The sequence below is a fragment of the Streptomonospora alba genome, assembly GCF_000826685.1.
Lineage (GTDB): Bacteria > Actinomycetota > Actinomycetes > Streptosporangiales > Streptosporangiaceae > Streptomonospora > Streptomonospora alba.
Genome location: NZ_JROO01000009.1, coordinates 90,530 through 108,926, shown reverse-complemented (window position 1 = coordinate 108,926; position 18,397 = coordinate 90,530). Strand labels below are relative to the sequence as shown.

The window sequence follows — 18,397 nt, the reverse complement described above, 5'->3', positions numbered from 1 at the left end:
TTAGCTCCCCTTGACATGGAAAGCGCTTTCTCTACGCTCTAGGAAAGCGCTTCCCGAGGCTCATGCTCAACTACGAAGGGTAAGCAGTGAGACGATCAACGGCGCGTCGACTCGTATCGACGCTGGCCACTGCGGCCGTGGTGGCGGCTGGTCTGGCCCTGCCGATGTCCCCGGCATCGGCGCAGACCGGTAGCGCTACGGGTTACGCGACTCAGAACGGCGGGACCACCGGCGGCGCGGGCGGCGAGACGGTCCGGGCCACGACCGGAACCCAGATCCACGAGGCGCTGTGCGAGCGGCCCAGCACCAGCACTCCGGTCGTCATCGAGGTGGAAGGGACCATCAACCACGGCAACACCTCCAAGGTGTCGGGCGACGGTTGCGACACTGCCGACGACGTGATCGAGCTCAAGAGGATCAGCAACGTCACGATCGTCGGCGTCGGCGGCGGAGCCGTGTTCGACCAGCTGGGCATCCACGTCCGGGAGTCCAGCAACATCATCATCCAGAACGTGACCGTCCAGAACGTCAAGAAGTCCGGCTCGCCCACGTCCAACGGCGGTGACGCCATCGGGATGGAGAAGGACGTCCGCAACGTCTGGGTCGACCACGTCACCCTGCAGGCGTCGGGCGGGGAGTCGGAGGGCTACGACGGCCTCTTCGACATAAAGAACAACACCCAGTACGTCACCCTCTCCTACAGCACCCTGCGCAACTCCGGCCGCGGCGGCCTGGTCGGGTCCAGCGAGAGTGACCGCTCCAACGACTTCGTCACGCACCACCACAATCTGTACGAGAACATCGACTCCCGGACCCCCCTGCTGCGTGGCGCCACCGCGCACGTGTACAACAACCACTACGTGGACCTTCACAAGTCCGGCATCAACTCCCGGGCCGGGGCGAGCGCGAAGGTGGAGAACAACTACTTCAAGGACTCCAAGGACGTCCTGGGCACCTTCTACACCAATGAGAAGGGCTCTTGGGAGGTCAGCGGCAACATCTACGACAACGTGACCTGGTCCGGCGAAGGCGACGAGAACTACCCCGCCGGACCCGACCCGCAGTCCACCACGACGGTGAGCATTCCGTACTCCTACGAGCTCGACGACGCCGGCTGCGTGCCGGAGGTACTGGACCAGACCGCGGGCGCGGGCCAGGGCAATCGGATCTCGGACGGCAACTGCGAAGCGGAGGACCCGACCGACCCGGACCCGGGTGATCCTGACCCGGGTGATCCGGACCCGGGTGACCCGGACCCGGGTGACCCGGACCCGACCGATCCTCCCGAGGGGAGCAACCTCAGCATCGGGGCCGGCGCCGACGGCTCCAGCAAGGCCAGCGGGACCAGCTACGGAAACGCCATCGACGGCGACATGAGCACCTACTGGTCGCCGAGCGACTCGACCGGTCGCATTTCGGTCAAGTGGGACTCCGACCCCACGGTGTCCACGATCAACATCCGCGAGGCGTCCGGAGCCGAAGGCAACATCGGCTCCTGGCGGGTCGTCGACCACGACACAGGCGCCGTCCTGACCACCGGCAGCGGAGCGGGTGTCATCACCTTCGACTCGACGACGCTGCGAAAGATCGACTTCGAGATCACCAGCTCGAACGGCACACCGCGCGTCGCCGAGTTCGAGACCTACGCCGACTCGCCCCCGGACGGCGAAGGCGACTCGCCTCCGGACCGGCAATGAGGAGCGCAACTTCAACTTCGACGGCGGCTCCTCGGTGTTCCGGAACAACACCTCGTGCGACAGCGGATCGAACGACAGGATCATCGGCGACGCTGACAGCTCGAATCAGTTCTGGTCCGGCTCGAACGGGTCCCGGTGCGCCTCCTACACCGGCGCCCTGGACTGTTCCTTCGACGCGGACGGCCGCCTCGTCGTGACCTCGGGCGGCGACGAGGCCGACCTGTAATCGATCCGGCCGACCACACCGCAGCCGACTGGATGCCGGCCGGTCCGTCCGAACAGACCGGGCGGGCCGGCCGTTCCAGGCGTCGGTGCCGGGCCGCGGGTCATCGCCTCGGCCGCGGTTCACTCCTCCGGCAATCTCAAGAGAGGTTCTATCGATCATGCGGTTCAGCAGGCTTCGAACTCGCGGCAAACCGCTGGGAGCGCTGCGGCTCGCCGTGGCGGTGGCGGTGCTCGTTTTGTTCGCGGCGGTCGCGCCGGCGCAGCCCGCCGCCGCCCAAGACCGTACGCTCACCGTCGCGATCGACGGCAGCGACTCCGACCCCGGCACCGTCGCGTCCCCCTTGCGCACCATCCAACGCGCCGTCGATCTGGCCGAGCCCGGCACCGTGATCCAGATACGCGGCGGCGCCTACGACCCGATCGTCAACGTCCGGATCGAGAAGAACGGCACCCGCTCGCAGCCGATCACCATGCGCGCCTACAACGGCGAGCACGTCGTCATCGACGGCGAGAACATGCCCAACACCCCCGCCCCGTTCGGCGAGTCCTATCCGCGCATCGAGCGCGGCGCGATCCACGTCAGCGGCGACTGGTGGCGCTTCGAGGACCTGGAGATCATCAACGGCCCCTATGGGATCTTCGCCATCGAGTCCAGCAACAACATCTACAAGGACCTGGTCACCCGCGACAACTACGAGACCGGGCTGCACCTCGTGCTCGACTCCAGCGACAACCAGGTCATCCGCCTCGACAGCTACGGCAACCGCGACCCGCGCAAGAACGGCGAGAGCGCCGACGGCCTGGCCATCAAGCAGGGAGCCGGCTCGGGCAACGTCGTGATCGGCGCCAGGATGTGGAACAACGCCGACGACGGCTTCGACTCCTGGGACTTCCTCGACCCGATCCGCATCGAAGACTCTGTCGCCTGGGGAAACGGCGTCGACCGCTGGGGTTTCCCTGGATGGGAGGGCGACGGCAACGGCTTCAAACTCGGACGCGGCGCAGCGAACCACGTCGTGACCAACAGCATCGCCTTCGACAACGCCGTGGGCGGGTTCATCGACAACGGCAACCCCGGCTCGCTGCGTTTGGAGAACAACACCGCCTGGGCCAACGGCGGCAGCGGGTTCGTGTTCAACCGGTCGGCCTCGACGCTGAACCGGAATCTGTCGGTGGCCAACGGGACAGGCGTCAACCTCGGCTCCTCAGACGGCAGCGGCAACTCATGGGATCTCAAGGACAATTGGAGCAACGCCGACCTGGTCAACACCTCGACCTCGGACATCAAAGGCCCGCGCACCGCAGACGACTCGATCCCGCCCACGGAGTTCCTGCGCCCTCGCGACCACGCGAACCTCGGCGCCGACTTCAGCGACGACAGCGGTGGAGGCGGACCGGTTCCCGGGCGCTATGAGGCGGAGCACGCGCCAGCCACCTGCGACGGCTCCATCGACGCCGACCACTCCGGGTACTCCGGCAGCGGATTCTGCAACACCGACAACGTCACTGGTGCGGCGGCGCAGTTCACGGTGGACGCCGACAGCCCGGCAACGGTCACTCTAGTGATCGGGTACGCCAACGGCGGTTCGAGTAGCCGGTCGGCGGAGGTGGTGGTGAACGACTCCACCGCGGAGTCGACCTCGTTCGCGACCACGGGCGCATGGGAGAGCTGGGCGACAGCGACGATCCCGGTGCAGGTGGACTCTGGCAGCAATACCGTCCGGCTCGTGGCCACCGGCTCCGACGGCCTGCCCAACATCGACTACCTGGAGCTCTCCCCCGGCGAGACGTGACCAGCCGGGACCGGGACTGGAACCGAGATCCCAGGAAGACCCTGGCGGGCCGGGCCGCCAGGGCTTTCTCATACACGGTCCCAGGTAGCGGCGACCCGATGAGGGCAATACCCCAGCACAGCGCGGCCTGGTGAACGACTCAGGGTGACATAGCCACCGTCGACCCCGCACGTGCTCATCCACGAGCACCTGCAAGGCGTCGTGCGCCGCCCGCCCCGGGTGGCCGCAGCCGGTCGCGTGGCGCCCGAATGCAGCGACACCGAGCCCGAGGAGGCCACCGTCTATGACATCGCGAGCCTGGCGAAGGTGGTCGCCACCTGGCCGCTGATCGGCCACGCCGTGGACACAGGCCTGATGGAGCTGGATGTTCCGGTGCGCGCCTACCTTCCGCCAGTCGACGGTTCGGCGCCCACCGGCGAGGCCACGGTGCGCCACCTCCTCACCCACACCTCCGGCGCCCAAGCCCCCCGCCTGGACCACTACCGCGACCGCGAGGAACCGCTGCACGAAATCCAGAAGGTCGGCCCGGCCGAGGAGCGAGAACGGTTGTCCGTCATCACCGCGTCGAGCACAACGACACCACCCTGCTGTCGGTCAACCTCAAACGCCTCCGCCAGATCGTGGGCCTCGGGCGAGTCGGGTACAGCACCCCGTTCCTGCACCGGGCCCTGCGCCAAGAAGTCGAGCTGGTGCAGCTGGACGATCTGGGCCGATTCCAGGGACGCCTGTCGGCGGCCCTGGGAGGAGACGTCCACGTGCGCGCCGCCCAGTACGAGGCCGCACTCGACGGCGCCCGCGCCATGACCTTGGCGCGCGTGTTCGTGGCCGGCAAACTCGCCAATCTGCGTACCGGACTGCTGCGCGCTCGCGCCAACGCGGCGCCCGCCCCAGCGACGTCGCCCCCGTCGCCGAGCATCTCGCGACCGCGCGCCACGGCGCTGGGTGCGCCGGGGACGAACGAACTGCTGGGAACCGAAGGCGCGGCCGCACGCGAATACTTCGCTTTCCTGGGGCGGTTGCTCCCGGCTGAATGGGAGTTCACCCACCGGCGCCGGCGCCCCCGCCCGACCCCATCAACGCGATGCTGTCCTTGGGCTACACACTGCTGCTCAACGACGCGGTGGTGGCCGCCACATCGCCGGCCTGGATCCCCAGAGCGGGTTCCTGCACACCCTGCGGCGCGGACGCCAGCCTCGCCCGCGAACCCGCAGGCAGACGCGGGCGACCACACGGCGCTCACCAGGCGCGCTCGGCGAGCCGGTACGGCTCCGGGATCTCGTCGACGTTGATGCCGTGGTCCACGATTGCGGAATCTCGGACCTGTACCTGAGCCGCGGACAACAGGGGACGTGCATCCATGAGGTCCACAGGGGCGCATCCTTCCGGGTGCGCCCGCTGCCCGCTCGGGCGCCAGAAGTCAGCGGGTACGCAGGACGACGTCGGTGACGGCGCCGTCGCGGGAGAAGAAGTGGTCCCGCTTCCAGATCACCATGACTACCGCCACGAGGGCGAACACGTAGTTCTCCCAGGGCTGCCCTTCGGGGTAGGCGGGGATGTTGGCCTGGAAGTGGAACAGGGCGGGGATGAGGATGCTGCCGCGGGAGACGTTGAACAGGGGCGTCATGATGATCGACAGGGCGAACGCACCGAGCATGAACGGGCCGAAGGACCATGCGCTCTGCGGGGTGCCGCTGAGCAGGAACGCGGGCAGATGCCACAGCCCCCAGAAGAATCCGAGGACCAGGCTGGTCACCAAGGGGTTGAACCGGCGTTGCAGCATCGGCTGGGCGTAACCGCGCCAGCCGAGTTCCTCGATCGGTCCGAGCAGGAGCGCCGGGATCAGCGCGGGCAGGACCATGTACCACGGGGAGAAGGGGAACTCGGCGGCCGTCCCGTTCAGCAGCGCGCTCACGTACTTGCCCGCGGGCATCGCGAGCAGTAGGAACAACCACCATCCGGCAGGCATCCGCCACAGGGTCAGACGGCGCAGATGGTCCCGGACATCGCGCAGGCCGCCCTCACGCCAGATGACGTAGAGGGCCGCGAACTCGGGTGAGTACACGGCCAGGACGAACACCGGGTGCGTGCCGGACGGAGGGCCCAAGACCGGCTCCATGAGACCGCCGAAGGCGATCAGGGACGCCAGAGCTCCCCAGCCGAACAAGAAGGTCAGAGCGAAGAACACGACGAGCGGTCGGCGAAGGCCACTCTGGGGGGATGTCCTCTTGGTTGTCATGGCGCCATCATCGGTCTTCCTTCCGCGCGCGTGGATCGGGATGTCCCCGGAGCAGCACCCTGAACCCGCTGCCGCGCCTTCAGGGTATGGGTACCCTTACCTCCGGGTGCAGGACAGCCCGGAACGAGGGCAATCCCAATTTCCTGCTCAACCACTGGAACATGAACCGGCCCCGTATCCGCCGTCTCGAATTCGGTTCCGGCATCGGCATCGCCTACGCCATCAACCGCACGGGCACGGACACGGTCGGCAGCCGATGCGAAACCGCGATCCGCACCGCCAACCATCACTGCCTCCTATAGAACCCGTTTCCCGCCGACCGGACCTGCCTGCCCGGTGACCTTGCACCATCGGTCCGCGTGTCCGGAACGCGGCGCCGGAAGCTCCCGCGTCTGCCAGTAAAGCGCCAGGTCAAGTGGCCCGTCGCTTTTACTCTGAGCGAATTGACTCGCCGGGGTGGTGGTCGTGGCGGTTGGATGTGCGGTGACGTCGGTTCCGACCCCCGGAGGCGTGAGGGACCGAGCCTGTGCGGGCCGGCGGTGTATGCCGCCTGCGGGCCGGTACCCTCCCCAGCCATGAACTATCACCAGCAATTCCATCGCGCGGCGATCGAACGGGGCATCCCGGAAGACGAGGTCGGCAAGTTCGCCGAATTCCTGCGATTCGCGATTTGGACAAGCGGGTGCCCCAACGGCGTTCCGGTCGGACGGCGCGGCGGGTTGCCCCGGTTGCCGGTGGGCATGGAGTGGCCGTCCTCCGAGAACGGGCCGCTGCCGTTCATCGCCTCCTTGGACTGTGCGGCGCTTCCCAGAGTGGACGGCCTCGCCCTGCCGGCGGACGGCTCGCTGCTCCTCTTCCTGCACCACGAGTGGGCCGACGAGAGCTGTTCCATCGCCAAGGAGCAGGAGTTCGCGCGGATTGTGTATGTGCCGGCCGGCACCGACACCGCAACAGCCGAGGAGCCCGACCACGACGAGGATATGTTCTGCGATGTGAGGCTCGACTTCGTCGGCCGGGAGTACGACCTCTTCGCCACGGTCAACGCGGAACTGCCCCGCTGGTTCGACGACGAGGCCTCGCGGTCCGACGGCCAGGAGCACCTGGCTCGCAACCTGGCCCACAGAAAGGAACTCTGCGCTCTGGTCGGAGAACTCTGGCCGGAAGACAACATTGCCGACATCTATCTCGGCGGGTACTCCGTAGACACCTGCGGGCTTGTCACCGAAAACATGTACGACACTCCGGAGACCGGGATGGCGGAGGACATCCTTGAGGCGCGCGAGAAGGCCGGCGAACTCGTCGTCCCGCCGGACGAACGGCAGCTGCGCTTGGAGGAGGAGGCTCTTCGGTTGATGCGCGAGTGGGTGCCCCTTGCCCAGTTCGATCCGGGGGACGAGGTCTACATTGCGCGTTTCCTGATCCGCCACGACGACCTCGCCGCCGGCCGATTCGACAAGGCACTCTCCTTCACCGCGTTCACCGAATAGGCGGCGCGGCGTCGTACATCCCGCGACGCGCGCCGATCGCCACACCCCGGCCGTCGAAGAGCTTCGGCGAACCTACAGCCACCGGAGGACCACGCCGACACACACGGGGCGGCAGCCGCCGGCCTGACACGAGGCCGAAGCTGTCCATCGTTCGTGTGCTCCGTCGGTGCTCGGTGGTTGTCGACGCGACCGGCACACGGTGGGACGGTGCGGCCTTGGGCTGCGTCGTCGAGTCGATGGAATGGCAGGTGGCGGCGATTGCTGGCACTCGACGGCAGGCACAGAGCGCGCTTTTAATCCGCGGGTTCAGGGTTCGATCCCCTGGTGGCCCACCTTGTTTTCGCAGGTCATTGGCCTGTGTGACCGGTGGAGCGGACGACGCCGAGGCGGATGTCGCTCCGCGGGTGCTCTTGTGTCGGCGCCGTGTCGTTTGTGCAGGTCAGCGGCCATCCCGGTGTCTGTCCAGGGCCCGGGAAGCCTCCCCTCCTCCGATGACCCTCCTGAGCGCGATCAGGAGGAGCTCGCTCACGACTTGCGCGACGTCCTCCCGCCGTCTCTTGGATCGGTAGGTGCCCGACTCGCTCGCCGACCGACCCGCGCGGACACCTTGATCGATCTCGTTCTGGTTGCGCACATGTACCTCCCGTGGGAGTACGCGTCACCTCCTGTGGGATTACGCGGCGACCGGCGCCCGCCGTCATCGTGGTGGACACCAACCACTGATCGGAGATCTCGTGTCCCCACGTCCAGATTCCACAGTTGTCGAGCGGCGCTGCGAGGAGCGATGTCATCCAACGCTGACGCCGCTGCAGCCATGCTCGCCGGCGCCGTCAAGCACTACGGCTCCGGCGAGTCAGCCGTCGTCGCGCTCGACGACGTCACCATCGCGTTCCCAGCGGGAAAGTTCACGGCCGTGATGGGTCGTGTCATACACCCCATCACTCGACCTCACGACGCTCCTCTCGACCGCCACGCCGGCCCAGCGCGAGTTGAAGCGGATCGCGAACCCGGGCGGGTACTTGCGGACCACGATCGTCAATCTTTGCGTTCACTGCACAACGCAACGCCGGAGCACATACAGACATGAAATCGACCGAAATAGGAGCGACGAAAATGTCGATGGGACGCCGAAATTTCCTCACTCGCGGGGCTGCACTTGGCGCTAGCGCTGGATTGGCCGCGCCGATCCTCGCGTCGTGCACCAACGAGCAAGATGCTTCGGACATCTCGCTCCGTGACCAAGACCTGTCATTCATCGGTACGGAAGAGACCTTCTCGACTCCCGAGTTGATGCAGCTTAACTCCATCAACGAGGAACACATAGAGTTCCTTGAGGGAACAGGTCTTTCGAATTTGGGCCGGCGCCGCATCGGTGATATGGACGAGGGGGGACTCAACGTTCAGATCCTCTCTGCGCATACGCCGGCTGTGCAGAATGTCCCGGGGCAAGAGGGCATCGACTTTGCCCATCGTCTCAACCGGCAGCTTGTAGAAGGGCCAATGGCGAGTTATCCGGGCCGATTCCAGGCTTTCGCCACCTTGCCCTTGCAGAGCCCGGATGCGGCGGCGGACGAACTGGAACGCTCGGTTCGGGAAGACGGCTTCTTGGGCGCACTGACCAACGGACACATCGGGAAGAAATTTCTCGATCATCCGGAATTCGAGCCCGTGCTAGCGCGTGCCGAATCCCTCAATGTGCCGATCTATCTGCATCCCGGTTATCCGGCCGAAGAGATTCACCAAATCTACTACAGCACGACACGGTCGGAATACACGAAAGAGTACCAAGACTACATTTTCAGTGGATCTGGATATGGCTGGCACCAGGAGGTGCTGACCCAGTGCATCCGGATGATTGCATACGGGGTTTTCGACAGATTCCCCAATCTGCAGATCGTCATCGGCCACATGGGCGAAGGTCTTCCGTTCTACTACAAGCGGATCGCCGGAGACATGGGCGAGCCGACCGAAGACTCGCTCGAGAAGCCCTTCGAGCAGTACTTCCAGGACAACTTCTGGTTCACAACCAGCGCGTTCTTCCAGGATGAACTGCTCCACCTCCTGCTGAAGTACATCAGTGTGGATCGAGTGATGTTCGCAACCGACTACCCCTTCGCAGGCATCAAAGAAGGGACCGACTGGTTCCGAGCAGTCGATCTTCCGCGTGAAGATAAGGAAAAGATCGCGTTCCGCAATGCCGAGAAACTGTTCGGCATAAAGGTCTGACGCATCGGAGCCGCACCGAGGTATCCCGCTGACCGGATGGACCCTCGAACGCGCCGCCACCCAACGTGGCGGCGGCGATGCCACCATCGACACGAAAACAGGCGAACGTCGAACCTGGACACAGACCAGGCGCCGAGTCGACGGCATGGCGACGGCACTCGTCGGCCGCGGGTTGCGCCGAGGTGATCGTGTTGGTCTGCTGATGCTGATCTCTGCACGTCACTTCGAGCTCTGGTACGCGATCCCCTCTGCCGGGCTCGTGATGAACGACCTCAACTTTCGCCTCGCGCAATCGCTCGACGACGTGCTCGCAACGCTCGAGCGCTCCGGGCTCACCCGGTCGGTCTCCGAGCTCCGGCTCCACCTCAAGCCGTAGCGACCCCGCTTATGGCGCGCCGCCCGTGATCGACCGTTCGGGAGCCCGACGGCTCGCGTGATGTGCTGTCAGCACCATGTCAGCACGACTCACACCCACCAAAGCAGACGAGCGTGGCGCCGCTCGGGAGGAGTCCCGTACAACAGGCGTACAACACGACGAGCACCAACGGGATCCCACCAGCGCATACGACACGGCAGCTCGGCTGACTAGAAACGCTCTGTGATCAGGGAGAACACCGATGAACGCCGACCAGCTCCTACGAGCGTCGGTGCACTCATAACCCGAAGGTCGCAGGTTCAAAGGCTCGTCAGCACTGCCGTGCGCGATCCACGACATCCGGGCGGCCCCACTCACGCCATCCTCGATGCCCGGGCCGCGGGGGGCGTGCGGTGCCGGACCGACATTGTGTTTATACAGAAACACCCAAAGCAGCGATCGCAAAAATCCCATGACCGTGAATGCGATCCCCACTGAAGCCGGGCCGACGACTGCACCATTCACAGCGATTCCCCACACTGGGATTCCCATCGCTGGAACAAGGAACGGGACTGCCGGCTTCCAAATTAGCTCCTTAATACCGCATGGCTCGATTGAAAATTCGACAGCGCCGTTCTTATGCATAGTGGCGACCAACAATCGGACTCTGTGTCATGAGATCAACTGGTCGTATCCGAGCTTCACAAGCAAGGCGAGCACCACGACCACGAGAATCGTGCGGACGAAACCGGTTCCCCGACGCAGCACGGTACGGGCGCCGATCTGCGCGCCGAGGATGCTGCAAGCCGCGAGCCCGGCACCGAGCAGCCACAGGACCTGGCCGTTGAACGCGAACACTGCCAGAGCCCCGAGGTTGGTCCCGACGTTGACGACTTTGGCCGACGCCGACGCCCGCACAAAGTCGAGGCCGGTGACCGCGGTGAAACAGAGGATCAGAAAGACCCCGGTCCCTGGACCTACAAGCCCGTCATAGAAACTCACGGCGATTCCGGCCACCGCGCATGCGGCGATGACCCGTCCTCGGGTGAGTGGTTTCGGGTCCGGTAGCTTTCCCAGACCCGGGCGCAGCACGACGATCGCCATGGCCACCAGGAGAACGGTCATGATGATCGGTCGCAGTGTTTCCGTGGAGAGTACGCCGGCGAGACCGGCGCCCAAAGCCGATCCGCCCAGGGCCAGGCACGCCGTAGGGACGACGATACGGCGCTCGATCTTGATCGTGCGCGCATATCCGACCGCCGCGGAAGAGACTCCGAAGATCGATGACAGCTTGTTCGTGCCCAGCAAAGTCGCAACGGGCGTACCGGGTGCGGCCACCATCAAAGCGGGCAGGAGCAACAGACCGCCTCCGCCGACCACGGCGTCGAGCCATCCGGCCGCTGCGGCAACCGCCATCAAGACAAATACGACATCCAACTCCACTCGCTCAGATTGGTGTAAGGACCTTATGCAGTTCAACACTTACGGTGGCAACGGCGCCCGCCTCGCCGCCTCTTTGGCGAACTCCACCGAGCACACCCCGGCCGCACTGACCGAGGTCCTCAGACGGGAGGGCATCGAACACCCCGAAGTCGGTACGGCGCAGGCCGAGGATCTCGCTCGGTGGTGCCTGCGTATCGCTCCGGTCTTCGGCGAAAAGGACACGCTGCACCAGGTCGACCTGGTCAACGGTCTCCTTGAAGACGGAGCGGCCTGCGTGCGCATCTCGGTCCATGACGGCTACCACCCGCACCTGCACTACCTTCGCGACGAGGATGACCTGGTGGCGCGGGTCCGCGCCACCACAGCGGGAGGTCTTGCGGTGGCCGTGTGCGGAGCGGGGGGAGATCTCCTGGGGCGGTGTAAGGGCGCCGGATGCGCGACGGTGTTCATCGACACGTCCCGCAACGGCCGGCGCCGGTTCTGCTCTGTGGGCTGCGCCAATCGGGTGAACGCTGCTCTGCACCGCGCCCGTGGAGCCCGTGCGAGACGACCGGGACACGCCACTGCTCCCCCGTCCGCTGTCGAGGAAGGTCGCCCCCCGCGATGAGCGCTCGTATGAAAGCTGTGTCTAGTGCTCTGACCGGAAACGTTCGCCGGGTCGGGTGATCGGTGCCAGGGTTGGCAGCCCGGCCGCCCGAGCCCGCGGATCGTACCCACGGCCCGCAGGCAGGGGCTCGCCACGCCACCCGCGCGGTCGGTCTCGCAAGCGGGTGGGGACTGAGCTCGGTGGGCTTCGCACGCATTGAGGCGTGGCTCACACCGGACAACCACGTGTCACAGCGGGTCCTGGAGGCCAGCGACCCCGCCACCGCGGCCGTCGAGTGCACCGTCGGCTGCTACCGCCGGAACCTTCCCGCATCGCACCGGGTTCGGCCCAGCACCGGGGCAGGAGCTCGAGTGCACCCGCCGACGCAGCAAGCAGGTCCGCAATCCGGTGGCTCAACCCGCACCGTCGCGGAGATCATCCTCGAGAATCCGGCGCTGCGCCCGGGCGGTGCGCCCGCCCGGGCGGCGGGGCGGTTTCTCGGGTGTGTCCATCCTCGGCCACAGCCGGCAGCCTACAGCGGCTGAGCCGCGCGCAGCCGTGCGTTGCGCGCCTCGATGGCCTCCCAGGTGGCGGGGACCACGAGGTCGGCCCCGCCGCGCGCGAACTCCTGGGCCGCCGCCGCGTGGGGGCGCAGGCGCTGCTCGTAGGCGCCGAAGGCCGCCTCGACGTCGTCGCCGTGACGACCGAGCTCCTCGGCGAGCGTCCACGCCCCGAGCAGGGCCAGCGAGGTACCGCGCCCGGCCATCGACGTCGCGCAGTGCGCGGCGTCCCCGATCAGCACGACCCGTCCCCGGTGCCAGGTCGGCATGTGGATCTGGGCGATCGCGTCGAAGTAGAGCTCGGGATCGTGCTGGGCCGTCTCGATCAGCTCGGGGACCTTCCAGTCCTCGATCCCGGCGAAGGCCTCGGCCAGGATGCGCTTCTGGGCGGCCGAGTCGTGGTAGTCGTAGTCGATCGACTCGGACCGGAATTCGAAGACTGCCAGCGCCTTGTCGCGGTAGCGGGCCACGCCGGCCATGCGCCCCGGCAGGTTGAGGACCTCCGTCATGCGGGTGTCGCCGGGCGTCGCCTGTCCGGGCGCGTCCGCGATCGCGACGTACACCCCGAGGGGCTCGCTGAACTCCTTCTCCGGGCCGAAGACCAGCCGGCGCACCCCCGAGTGCACCCCGTCGGCGCCGACGACGATGTCGTAGGCGGCCTCGCGGCCGGAGGCGAAGGTGACCGCGACCCGGTCCCCGTTGTCGACCAGCGTCGCGATGGACTCCTCGAAGCGCAGGTCGACCTGCTCGGGAAGGGCCTGCCGCAGGATGATCATGAGGTCCTCGCGGGGGAGCTCGATGTCATCAGAGCTCTCGTTGATCTCCTGCGTCATCAGGGAGGCGACCACCGCGCCGGACCGGTCGACGAACTTCGTCTGCTCGGTCATCGTGATCCGCCGCTCGTGCACCGCATCCAGGATGCCCATCTGCTCGGCCGTCTCGAGCGCGTCGCCGCGCACGTCGATGGGCGAGCCGTTGACGCGCAGATGGTTCGCCCGCTCCACGATCTCCACCGTGTGCCCGGCCCGCGCGAGATCGATTCCCGCACACAGCCCAGCCGCTCCTGCGCCGCTGACCAGAACCTTCATCAAGTCTCCCCTCGAGCCCTGTACCGACGAACCATCTATAGCAACAATATGTTGCTTTAGAGTCGGTGGGCGGTCTCCGAGCAGGATGTGACCCGAACGTTGCGTCCGCGTGCTGACACGATCCCCGGGCCGGCGACAGGTTGTCGGGAGCTGGTTCGGGCGCGTCCGGGCCCGTCTCCGCAACGCGGGGCGGCGGAGCCTCGTTCAGCCACGGGCGGGCGTGTGGGCCTCGCCGATAGCGGCCGCGTAGGGCGTGTCCTGCTCGTGTGCGTCGGTGGCCGGGGGCGGTCGGGGCTCGGCCGGGGCCGGGGCGGCGCTGGTGGCCTCGTGGCCGTCGGGGGCGTGTCGTCGGCGGAGGGGTCTTCATCGTCGGACGCTGCACGCGCGCGGACAGCGGGACTCCCGGACGACGCGTACGCGGATGCCGGCGGCCGTCAAGAGGTTCCTGGCGTTCTCCATCTCGGCAGCGAGGTTGAGTCGCCGCTGCGCGTAGGCAAGCTCCTTGCTCTACGCGATTGTGTCTCCGACGAGCGAGCGCACCTCCCGCAGCTCCTCCTCGACCCGCTCGACGTCGCTGCGCAGCACGACGCCACCGGCATGCGCGTCGTCGACACTTCCGACGCGCGGCCGATGCGCTACGGCTAGGCGTCCGCGTACACGCCGCCGTCGATACCACACCGAAGCAGGGCGCCCGGGAGAGCGCGCCCGCCACACACGAGGCCGCTGCCGCCATGACGGTCGGCCCGCTCCCCCGAGCTCCCCGACGCCTAACCGGGTGTCGAGGTTGACCGGCTGGCCCGATGTGGCCGAGCCAGGCGAATGCCCGCGACGTGCGCGGATGGCTCGGTACCGTCCAGCCACTCCGCACAGAAGACCGATCGATTGGAGCGAGCTCCCTACATGAGCGAGCAGAACCCCTACACCGCCGCCCCGCCACCGCAGAAAAAGAGCCGGCCCGTCCTGTGGGGCTGCCTCGGCTGCGGCGGCCTCATGGTTCTGGTGTTGATCGTCGGCGGCATTGTCGTCGCTGTCTCCAGCGGCGGGGACGGCCCCTCTGACGGGCCCTCGGTCGAGGCCGGCGACGACTCCGGCAACGGCGGGGACGGCGGCCAGGAGGCTGAGGCCGGCATCGGCGACCCGGTCGAATCCGGGGCGTTCCGCTTCACCGTGACCGAAGTCGAGACCGGCGTGACCGAGTTGAGCGACGATTCCGGCATGATGACCGAGACGCCCGACGGGCAGTACGTGATCGTGCACGTCACCGTCGAGAACATCGGCGACCAGGCGGGCACTTTCGACTCGACGCAGCAGACCCTGCTCGACGCCGAGGGCAAGGAGTACAGCGCGGACTCCGCGGCCGAGGCTATGACCAGCCAGGACGCGTTCCTGAACCAGATCAACCCCGGCAATACGGTTCAGGGAAAGCTGCCCTTCGACGTGCCGGAGGGCGTGGAGCCGACGAAGATCGAGCTGCGCGACTTCCTCACGTTGGACCAGTCCGCGGTGGTGTCGCTCCAGGAATAGGGAGACGCACGTCTGTTCGTCCTCCTGACGGACGGTAATCCATGGCACGGATGAGTGCACGAAGGCCCCGGCGACGCTGGGGTCTTCGGCTTATCGAGGGCAACTATCGCAGGTCACAGTACACCGGTGCGCACTCCGCTCAGGAAGGCGACCCCTCGGTGGCATTCAGGTCGAAGTGTCCCTTCTCCGGGGTCTTGAAGTCGCCCACCGCAGCGCCCGCGGAAAGGTCAGCGGTCTCGACGCAATTGTCGCCGGAGCCGCTGTAAATGGACTCGCGGAAGTCGCGTTCGGTGGATGAGTGCATTGCAGTTTTTCCGAGAGCGTTAGCAGTGTTCCCAGGTATGCCACCGAATCGTCAGGCGATTTAGTGGCGGTCCAGTGCGAAGACCGCTGCGAGCGCCGAGCCGTCAAACGCTTGCGGGGGTGTTCAGACCACCCATCCCACTGACAACGGACCCGCTCCGCCCACGAAGCCCTATTCGCCGGGCCAGGATCCGTACTGCTGCGCGCCTGCCCGAGAACTCGCGCTGCCTGTGGCGTCTTGAACCGAGGCGCTCTACGGCTTACTGGGGCGCAGCGGTGCCAGATCGGCGGTGCCCGGGTAGACGGACGCGGCTGGGCGGCCAGGTCAGCTCACTTCCATGTCGACGACCCAGGCGCCGTCGATGTAGGGGAAGCGGAATCCGTCGACCTTCATACCCTCTTCGCTGTGCACGCCGTCGGGGTAGACGACCTCGGCGTGGGCCGTCGGTCCATCGTCAGTGTCCGCCCAGCCGTCCGGATGGACGGTGACCTCTCCGACCTCCATGCCGCCTACGCCCGTGTGGCGATCCGCGTAGGCCGTGAAGCCGGCTGCGCACGAGGCCGAACCGGCCTGCTGCGCGGCCGACTCCTCCAGCGCCGCCTTCATCTCGGCGGAGGCGACGCTGCAGCCGGCCGCGGCGTCTCCTTCCTCTAGCGCCTCGACATAGATCTCGGCGGTCTCGGTCGCAGCCGCCTCGGCTTCGGGGCCCGTACTCGGCACTGCCGACGGGGCCTTCTGCTTCTCCGTTCCCTGGGTTTCGGCCAGCTCGCCGGCGGAGCAGCCCGTTCCAGCCGCGAGAAGGAAGGCCAGGGGGATCAGGGCATGGTGGATCGGTCGCACGTCGGACGGCCTTTCGGTTGTGCGTGTGCGGGGCGCCGGTCGCGGTTCCGGCGTACTGCCGCTCCTTATGATGATCACGCGGCCCCCGCTGGTTCGCTGCATCCCCTCACCGGATCCGGCCGCCCCGCCGGACCAAGGCGTGGGCAAGGGCCGGTGGCGGCGGCTGCGCGTAGCTCGTGTCGCCGCGGCCACCGGTTCGGGCCTTCAGCGTCCCTTGCGTTGGTAGGTGCGGATAGACAGCGGGACGAAGACCACCAGCAGCGCGGCCGACCAGAGCAGGACGGCGGCTACGGGGTGCGCGAGCGGCCAAGCCACGTCTCCGGACGGCGCGCCCGGATTGCCGAACAGCTCCCGGGAGGCGGCTGTGAGCGCGCTCACCGGGTTCCAGTCGGCCAGGACCCGCAGCCACCCCGGCATACCGTCCGTCGGGACGAACGCGTTGGACAGCATCGTGAACGGCAGGAACAGCGGCACCAGCTGGTCGGCGACCCCGTCGTTCTTCACCACCAGTCCCAGGTATACGCCCACCCAGCTCAGCGCGTACCGCAGCACCATCACCAGCAGGAACGCCTCGGCCGCGGGCAGCAGGCCGCGATGCGGCTGCCATCCCACCAGCAGGCCCGCCCCCACCATGATGGCCAGCGACAGCAGACCGACCAGCAGGTCGGCACCGGTCGTCCCGAACGGCACGGCCGAGCGCGCCATCGGCATGGACTTGAAGCGGTCCATCACGCCGCGGGAGGCGTCGACGGCCACCCGCACCGTGAGCGTCATGACCGCCGTGAAGGTCACCATCGAGAACAGGCCCGGCATCAGGTACGCGCGATAGTCGCCGCCCCCCGGCACCTTGATCGCGCTGCCGAACACGTACCCGAACAGCACCACCATGACGGCGGGGAAGATCAGCATGGCGACGAGCTGGCCGGGCTCCTGCCGCAGCCGTCCCAGCTCGCGGCCGACCAGGGTCAGCCCGTCGGTGAACGTCCATCGCAATCGGATCATCGGCGGGGTGAGGGCGGTCATCGGACGGGTTCCTTCCGGTCGGTGAGGTGCAGGAACACCTCGTCGAGAGTGGGGCGGCGCCGCCGCACGTCGGCCGCGTCGACCCCGGCGCGGTCGAGCTCGCGCACGATGTCGGCCAGCCGGAAGCCTCCGCCGGGCAGGGCGACGCTGAGCCGGTCGGCGCCCGTCATCGTCGGGTCGCTCCCGGCCACGGCGTTCAGCACGGTCGCCGCCGGACGCAGCGCAGCGGGGTCTTCGAGGACGACGTCGAGACGGTCCCCGATCGCGGCCTTCAGCTCGTCGGGTGTGCCCGTGGCCATGACCTGCCCGTGGTCGATGACGGCGATATCGTCGGCCAGTCGGTCTGCCTCGTCCAGATACTGCGTGGTAAGCAGCACCGTGGTGCCCTCCGCCACGAGCCCGCGGACGCTGTCCCAGATCTCGCCGCGGCTGCGCGGGTCCAGGCCGGCGGTCGGCTCGTCCAGGAAGAGCACCTCGGGACGCAGGATGAGGCTGGTGACCAGGTCGAGGCGGCGCCGCATACCGCCGGAGTAGCCGGCGACCCGACGGTCGGCGGCGTCCATCAGGCCGAAGCGTTCCAGCAGCTCGTCGGCTCGCCGGTGCGCCTCGCGCCGGGACAGATGGTAGAGGCGGCCGAACATGCGCAGGTTGGCGCGTCCGGTGAGCTTCTCGTCCACGGCGGCGTACTGGCCTGCGAGTCCGATGCTGGTGCGCACCCTGCCGGCCTCGCGGACGACGTCGTGTCCGGCGATGCGGGCGTGTCCGGCGTCGGGATCGGACAAGGTCGCCAGGATGCGCACTGCGGTCGTCTTCCCCGCGCCGTTCGGCCCCAGCACGCCGCAGACCGTTCCTCTCGGAACGCTCAGGTCCAGGCCCCGCAGTGCATGGACGTCGCCGAAGGACTTGCGCAGCCCTTCGGCGACGACGATCGGATCCGCCATGACCCCTCCACTGGGTACCTTGTACTCGGTTTTGGTGGCGAGGTTAATCCTTTGGGTACGATGTACGCA

The 18,397-nt window shown here is 67.2% G+C and carries 18 protein-coding genes and 3 pseudogenes; 11 read left to right on the top strand and 10 right to left on the bottom strand.

Features of this window, described 5'->3' with window-relative positions; all coding sequences use genetic code 11:
- Positions 1-86: 86 nt before the first annotated feature.
- The 5 genes and pseudogenes from LP52_RS05490 to cas1 all read left to right on the top strand — a co-directional run.
- Positions 87-1,697: a pectate lyase family protein gene (locus tag LP52_RS05490; RefSeq protein ID WP_052809465.1), complete on the top strand. Its 1,611-nt coding sequence runs from the start codon at positions 87-89 to the stop codon at positions 1,695-1,697.
- 34 nt (positions 1,698-1,731) lie between these two features.
- On the top strand, positions 1,732-1,923 hold the full coding sequence (locus tag LP52_RS05485; protein WP_040271304.1) for a hypothetical protein: 192 nt from the start codon (positions 1,732-1,734) through the stop codon (positions 1,921-1,923).
- 157 nt (positions 1,924-2,080) lie between these two features.
- Positions 2,081-3,715: a right-handed parallel beta-helix repeat-containing protein gene (locus tag LP52_RS05480; RefSeq protein ID WP_084722922.1), complete on the top strand. Its 1,635-nt coding sequence runs from the start codon at positions 2,081-2,083 to the stop codon at positions 3,713-3,715.
- Between the two features lie 171 nt (positions 3,716-3,886).
- A pseudogene (locus tag LP52_RS28895) lies at positions 3,887-4,231 on the top strand (serine hydrolase); the annotation flags it as partial.
- A 104-nt stretch (positions 4,232-4,335) separates the two neighbouring features.
- Positions 4,336-4,787 (top strand): annotated as a pseudogene (gene cas1 / locus LP52_RS28890) (CRISPR-associated endonuclease Cas1); the annotation flags it as partial.
- A gap of 164 nt (positions 4,788-4,951) precedes the next feature.
- On the opposite strand, the gene LP52_RS28700 reads toward cas1, so the two are convergent.
- Positions 4,952-5,083 carry a hypothetical protein gene (locus LP52_RS28700; RefSeq protein WP_274518784.1) on the bottom strand — a complete coding sequence of 44 codons (132 nt, stop codon included), beginning with the start codon at positions 5,081-5,083 and terminating at the stop codon, positions 4,952-4,954.
- 49 nt (positions 5,084-5,132) lie between these two features.
- Positions 5,133-5,951 (bottom strand): type II CAAX endopeptidase family protein, encoded by an 819-nt coding sequence (locus LP52_RS05470; protein WP_040271301.1) that lies wholly within the window; start codon positions 5,949-5,951, stop codon positions 5,133-5,135.
- 86 nt (positions 5,952-6,037) lie between these two features.
- Here LP52_RS05470 and LP52_RS27075 point away from each other — a divergent pair, with 86 nt between their 5' ends.
- Together LP52_RS27075 and LP52_RS05465 are read left to right on the top strand one after the other, a co-directional pair.
- Entirely contained in the window at positions 6,038-6,253 is a 216-nt protein-coding gene (locus LP52_RS27075) for a hypothetical protein (RefSeq protein WP_157036216.1), read from the top strand.
- Between the two features lie 273 nt (positions 6,254-6,526).
- Positions 6,527-7,438, top strand: coding sequence for a DUF1963 domain-containing protein (locus tag LP52_RS05465; protein ID WP_040271300.1), 912 nt, complete (start codon positions 6,527-6,529; stop codon positions 7,436-7,438).
- An 853-nt stretch (positions 7,439-8,291) separates the two neighbouring features.
- Here LP52_RS05465 and LP52_RS27070 read toward each other — a convergent pair.
- On the bottom strand, positions 8,292-8,468 hold the full coding sequence (locus tag LP52_RS27070) for a hypothetical protein (RefSeq protein WP_157036215.1): 177 nt from the start codon (positions 8,466-8,468) through the stop codon (positions 8,292-8,294).
- A gap of 53 nt (positions 8,469-8,521) precedes the next feature.
- Between LP52_RS27070 and LP52_RS05450 the strand changes: the two genes are divergently transcribed.
- Complete coding sequence (locus LP52_RS05450; protein WP_052809463.1) at positions 8,522-9,664, top strand: amidohydrolase family protein; 1,143 nt, start codon at positions 8,522-8,524, stop codon at positions 9,662-9,664.
- Positions 9,665-9,686: 22 nt separating this feature from the next.
- Positions 9,687-10,040, top strand: a complete 354-nt coding sequence (locus LP52_RS26190; RefSeq protein ID WP_084722918.1) for an AMP-binding protein — start codon at positions 9,687-9,689, stop codon at positions 10,038-10,040.
- Positions 10,041-10,691: 651 nt separating this feature from the next.
- Here LP52_RS26190 and LP52_RS05445 read toward each other — a convergent pair.
- The gene (locus LP52_RS05445) at positions 10,692-11,462 is read right to left on the bottom strand and encodes a sulfite exporter TauE/SafE family protein (RefSeq protein WP_040271295.1); all 771 of its coding nucleotides are present in this window, start codon (positions 11,460-11,462) and stop codon (positions 10,692-10,694) included.
- A gap of 25 nt (positions 11,463-11,487) precedes the next feature.
- Here LP52_RS05445 and LP52_RS26185 point away from each other — a divergent pair, with 25 nt between their 5' ends.
- Complete coding sequence (locus LP52_RS26185) at positions 11,488-12,069, top strand: CGNR zinc finger domain-containing protein (protein ID WP_084722917.1); 582 nt, start codon at positions 11,488-11,490, stop codon at positions 12,067-12,069.
- 511 nt (positions 12,070-12,580) lie between these two features.
- Here LP52_RS26185 and LP52_RS05435 read toward each other — a convergent pair.
- Both LP52_RS05435 and LP52_RS28230 read right to left on the bottom strand, forming a co-directional pair.
- Positions 12,581-13,696: an FAD-dependent monooxygenase gene (locus LP52_RS05435; protein WP_040271292.1), complete on the bottom strand. Its 1,116-nt coding sequence runs from the start codon at positions 13,694-13,696 to the stop codon at positions 12,581-12,583.
- 399 nt (positions 13,697-14,095) lie between these two features.
- Positions 14,096-14,272 (bottom strand): annotated as a pseudogene (locus LP52_RS28230) (sensor histidine kinase); the annotation flags it as partial.
- Between the two features lie 324 nt (positions 14,273-14,596).
- Between LP52_RS28230 and LP52_RS05425 the strand changes: the two are divergent.
- The gene (locus LP52_RS05425) at positions 14,597-15,220 is read left to right on the top strand and encodes a DUF4352 domain-containing protein (RefSeq protein WP_084722916.1); all 624 of its coding nucleotides are present in this window, start codon (positions 14,597-14,599) and stop codon (positions 15,218-15,220) included.
- Positions 15,221-15,359: 139 nt separating this feature from the next.
- Here the strand turns inward: LP52_RS05425 and LP52_RS25620 are convergent, their stop codons facing one another.
- From LP52_RS25620 to LP52_RS05410, 4 genes are all read right to left on the bottom strand, one after another.
- Positions 15,360-15,524, bottom strand: coding sequence for a DUF397 domain-containing protein (locus tag LP52_RS25620; protein WP_084722915.1), 165 nt, complete (start codon positions 15,522-15,524; stop codon positions 15,360-15,362).
- 324 nt (positions 15,525-15,848) lie between these two features.
- Positions 15,849-16,364 carry a hypothetical protein gene (locus LP52_RS05420; protein ID WP_040271289.1) on the bottom strand — a complete coding sequence of 172 codons (516 nt, stop codon included), beginning with the start codon at positions 16,362-16,364 and terminating at the stop codon, positions 15,849-15,851.
- 204 nt (positions 16,365-16,568) lie between these two features.
- Entirely contained in the window at positions 16,569-17,387 is an 819-nt protein-coding gene (locus LP52_RS05415; RefSeq protein ID WP_040271287.1) for an ABC transporter permease, read from the bottom strand.
- Complete coding sequence (locus LP52_RS05410; RefSeq protein ID WP_040271285.1) at positions 17,384-18,328, bottom strand: daunorubicin resistance protein DrrA family ABC transporter ATP-binding protein; 945 nt, start codon at positions 18,326-18,328, stop codon at positions 17,384-17,386. The genes LP52_RS05415 and LP52_RS05410 overlap by 4 nt, the downstream gene beginning before the upstream one ends.
- Between the last annotated feature and the right edge of the window lie 69 nt (positions 18,329-18,397).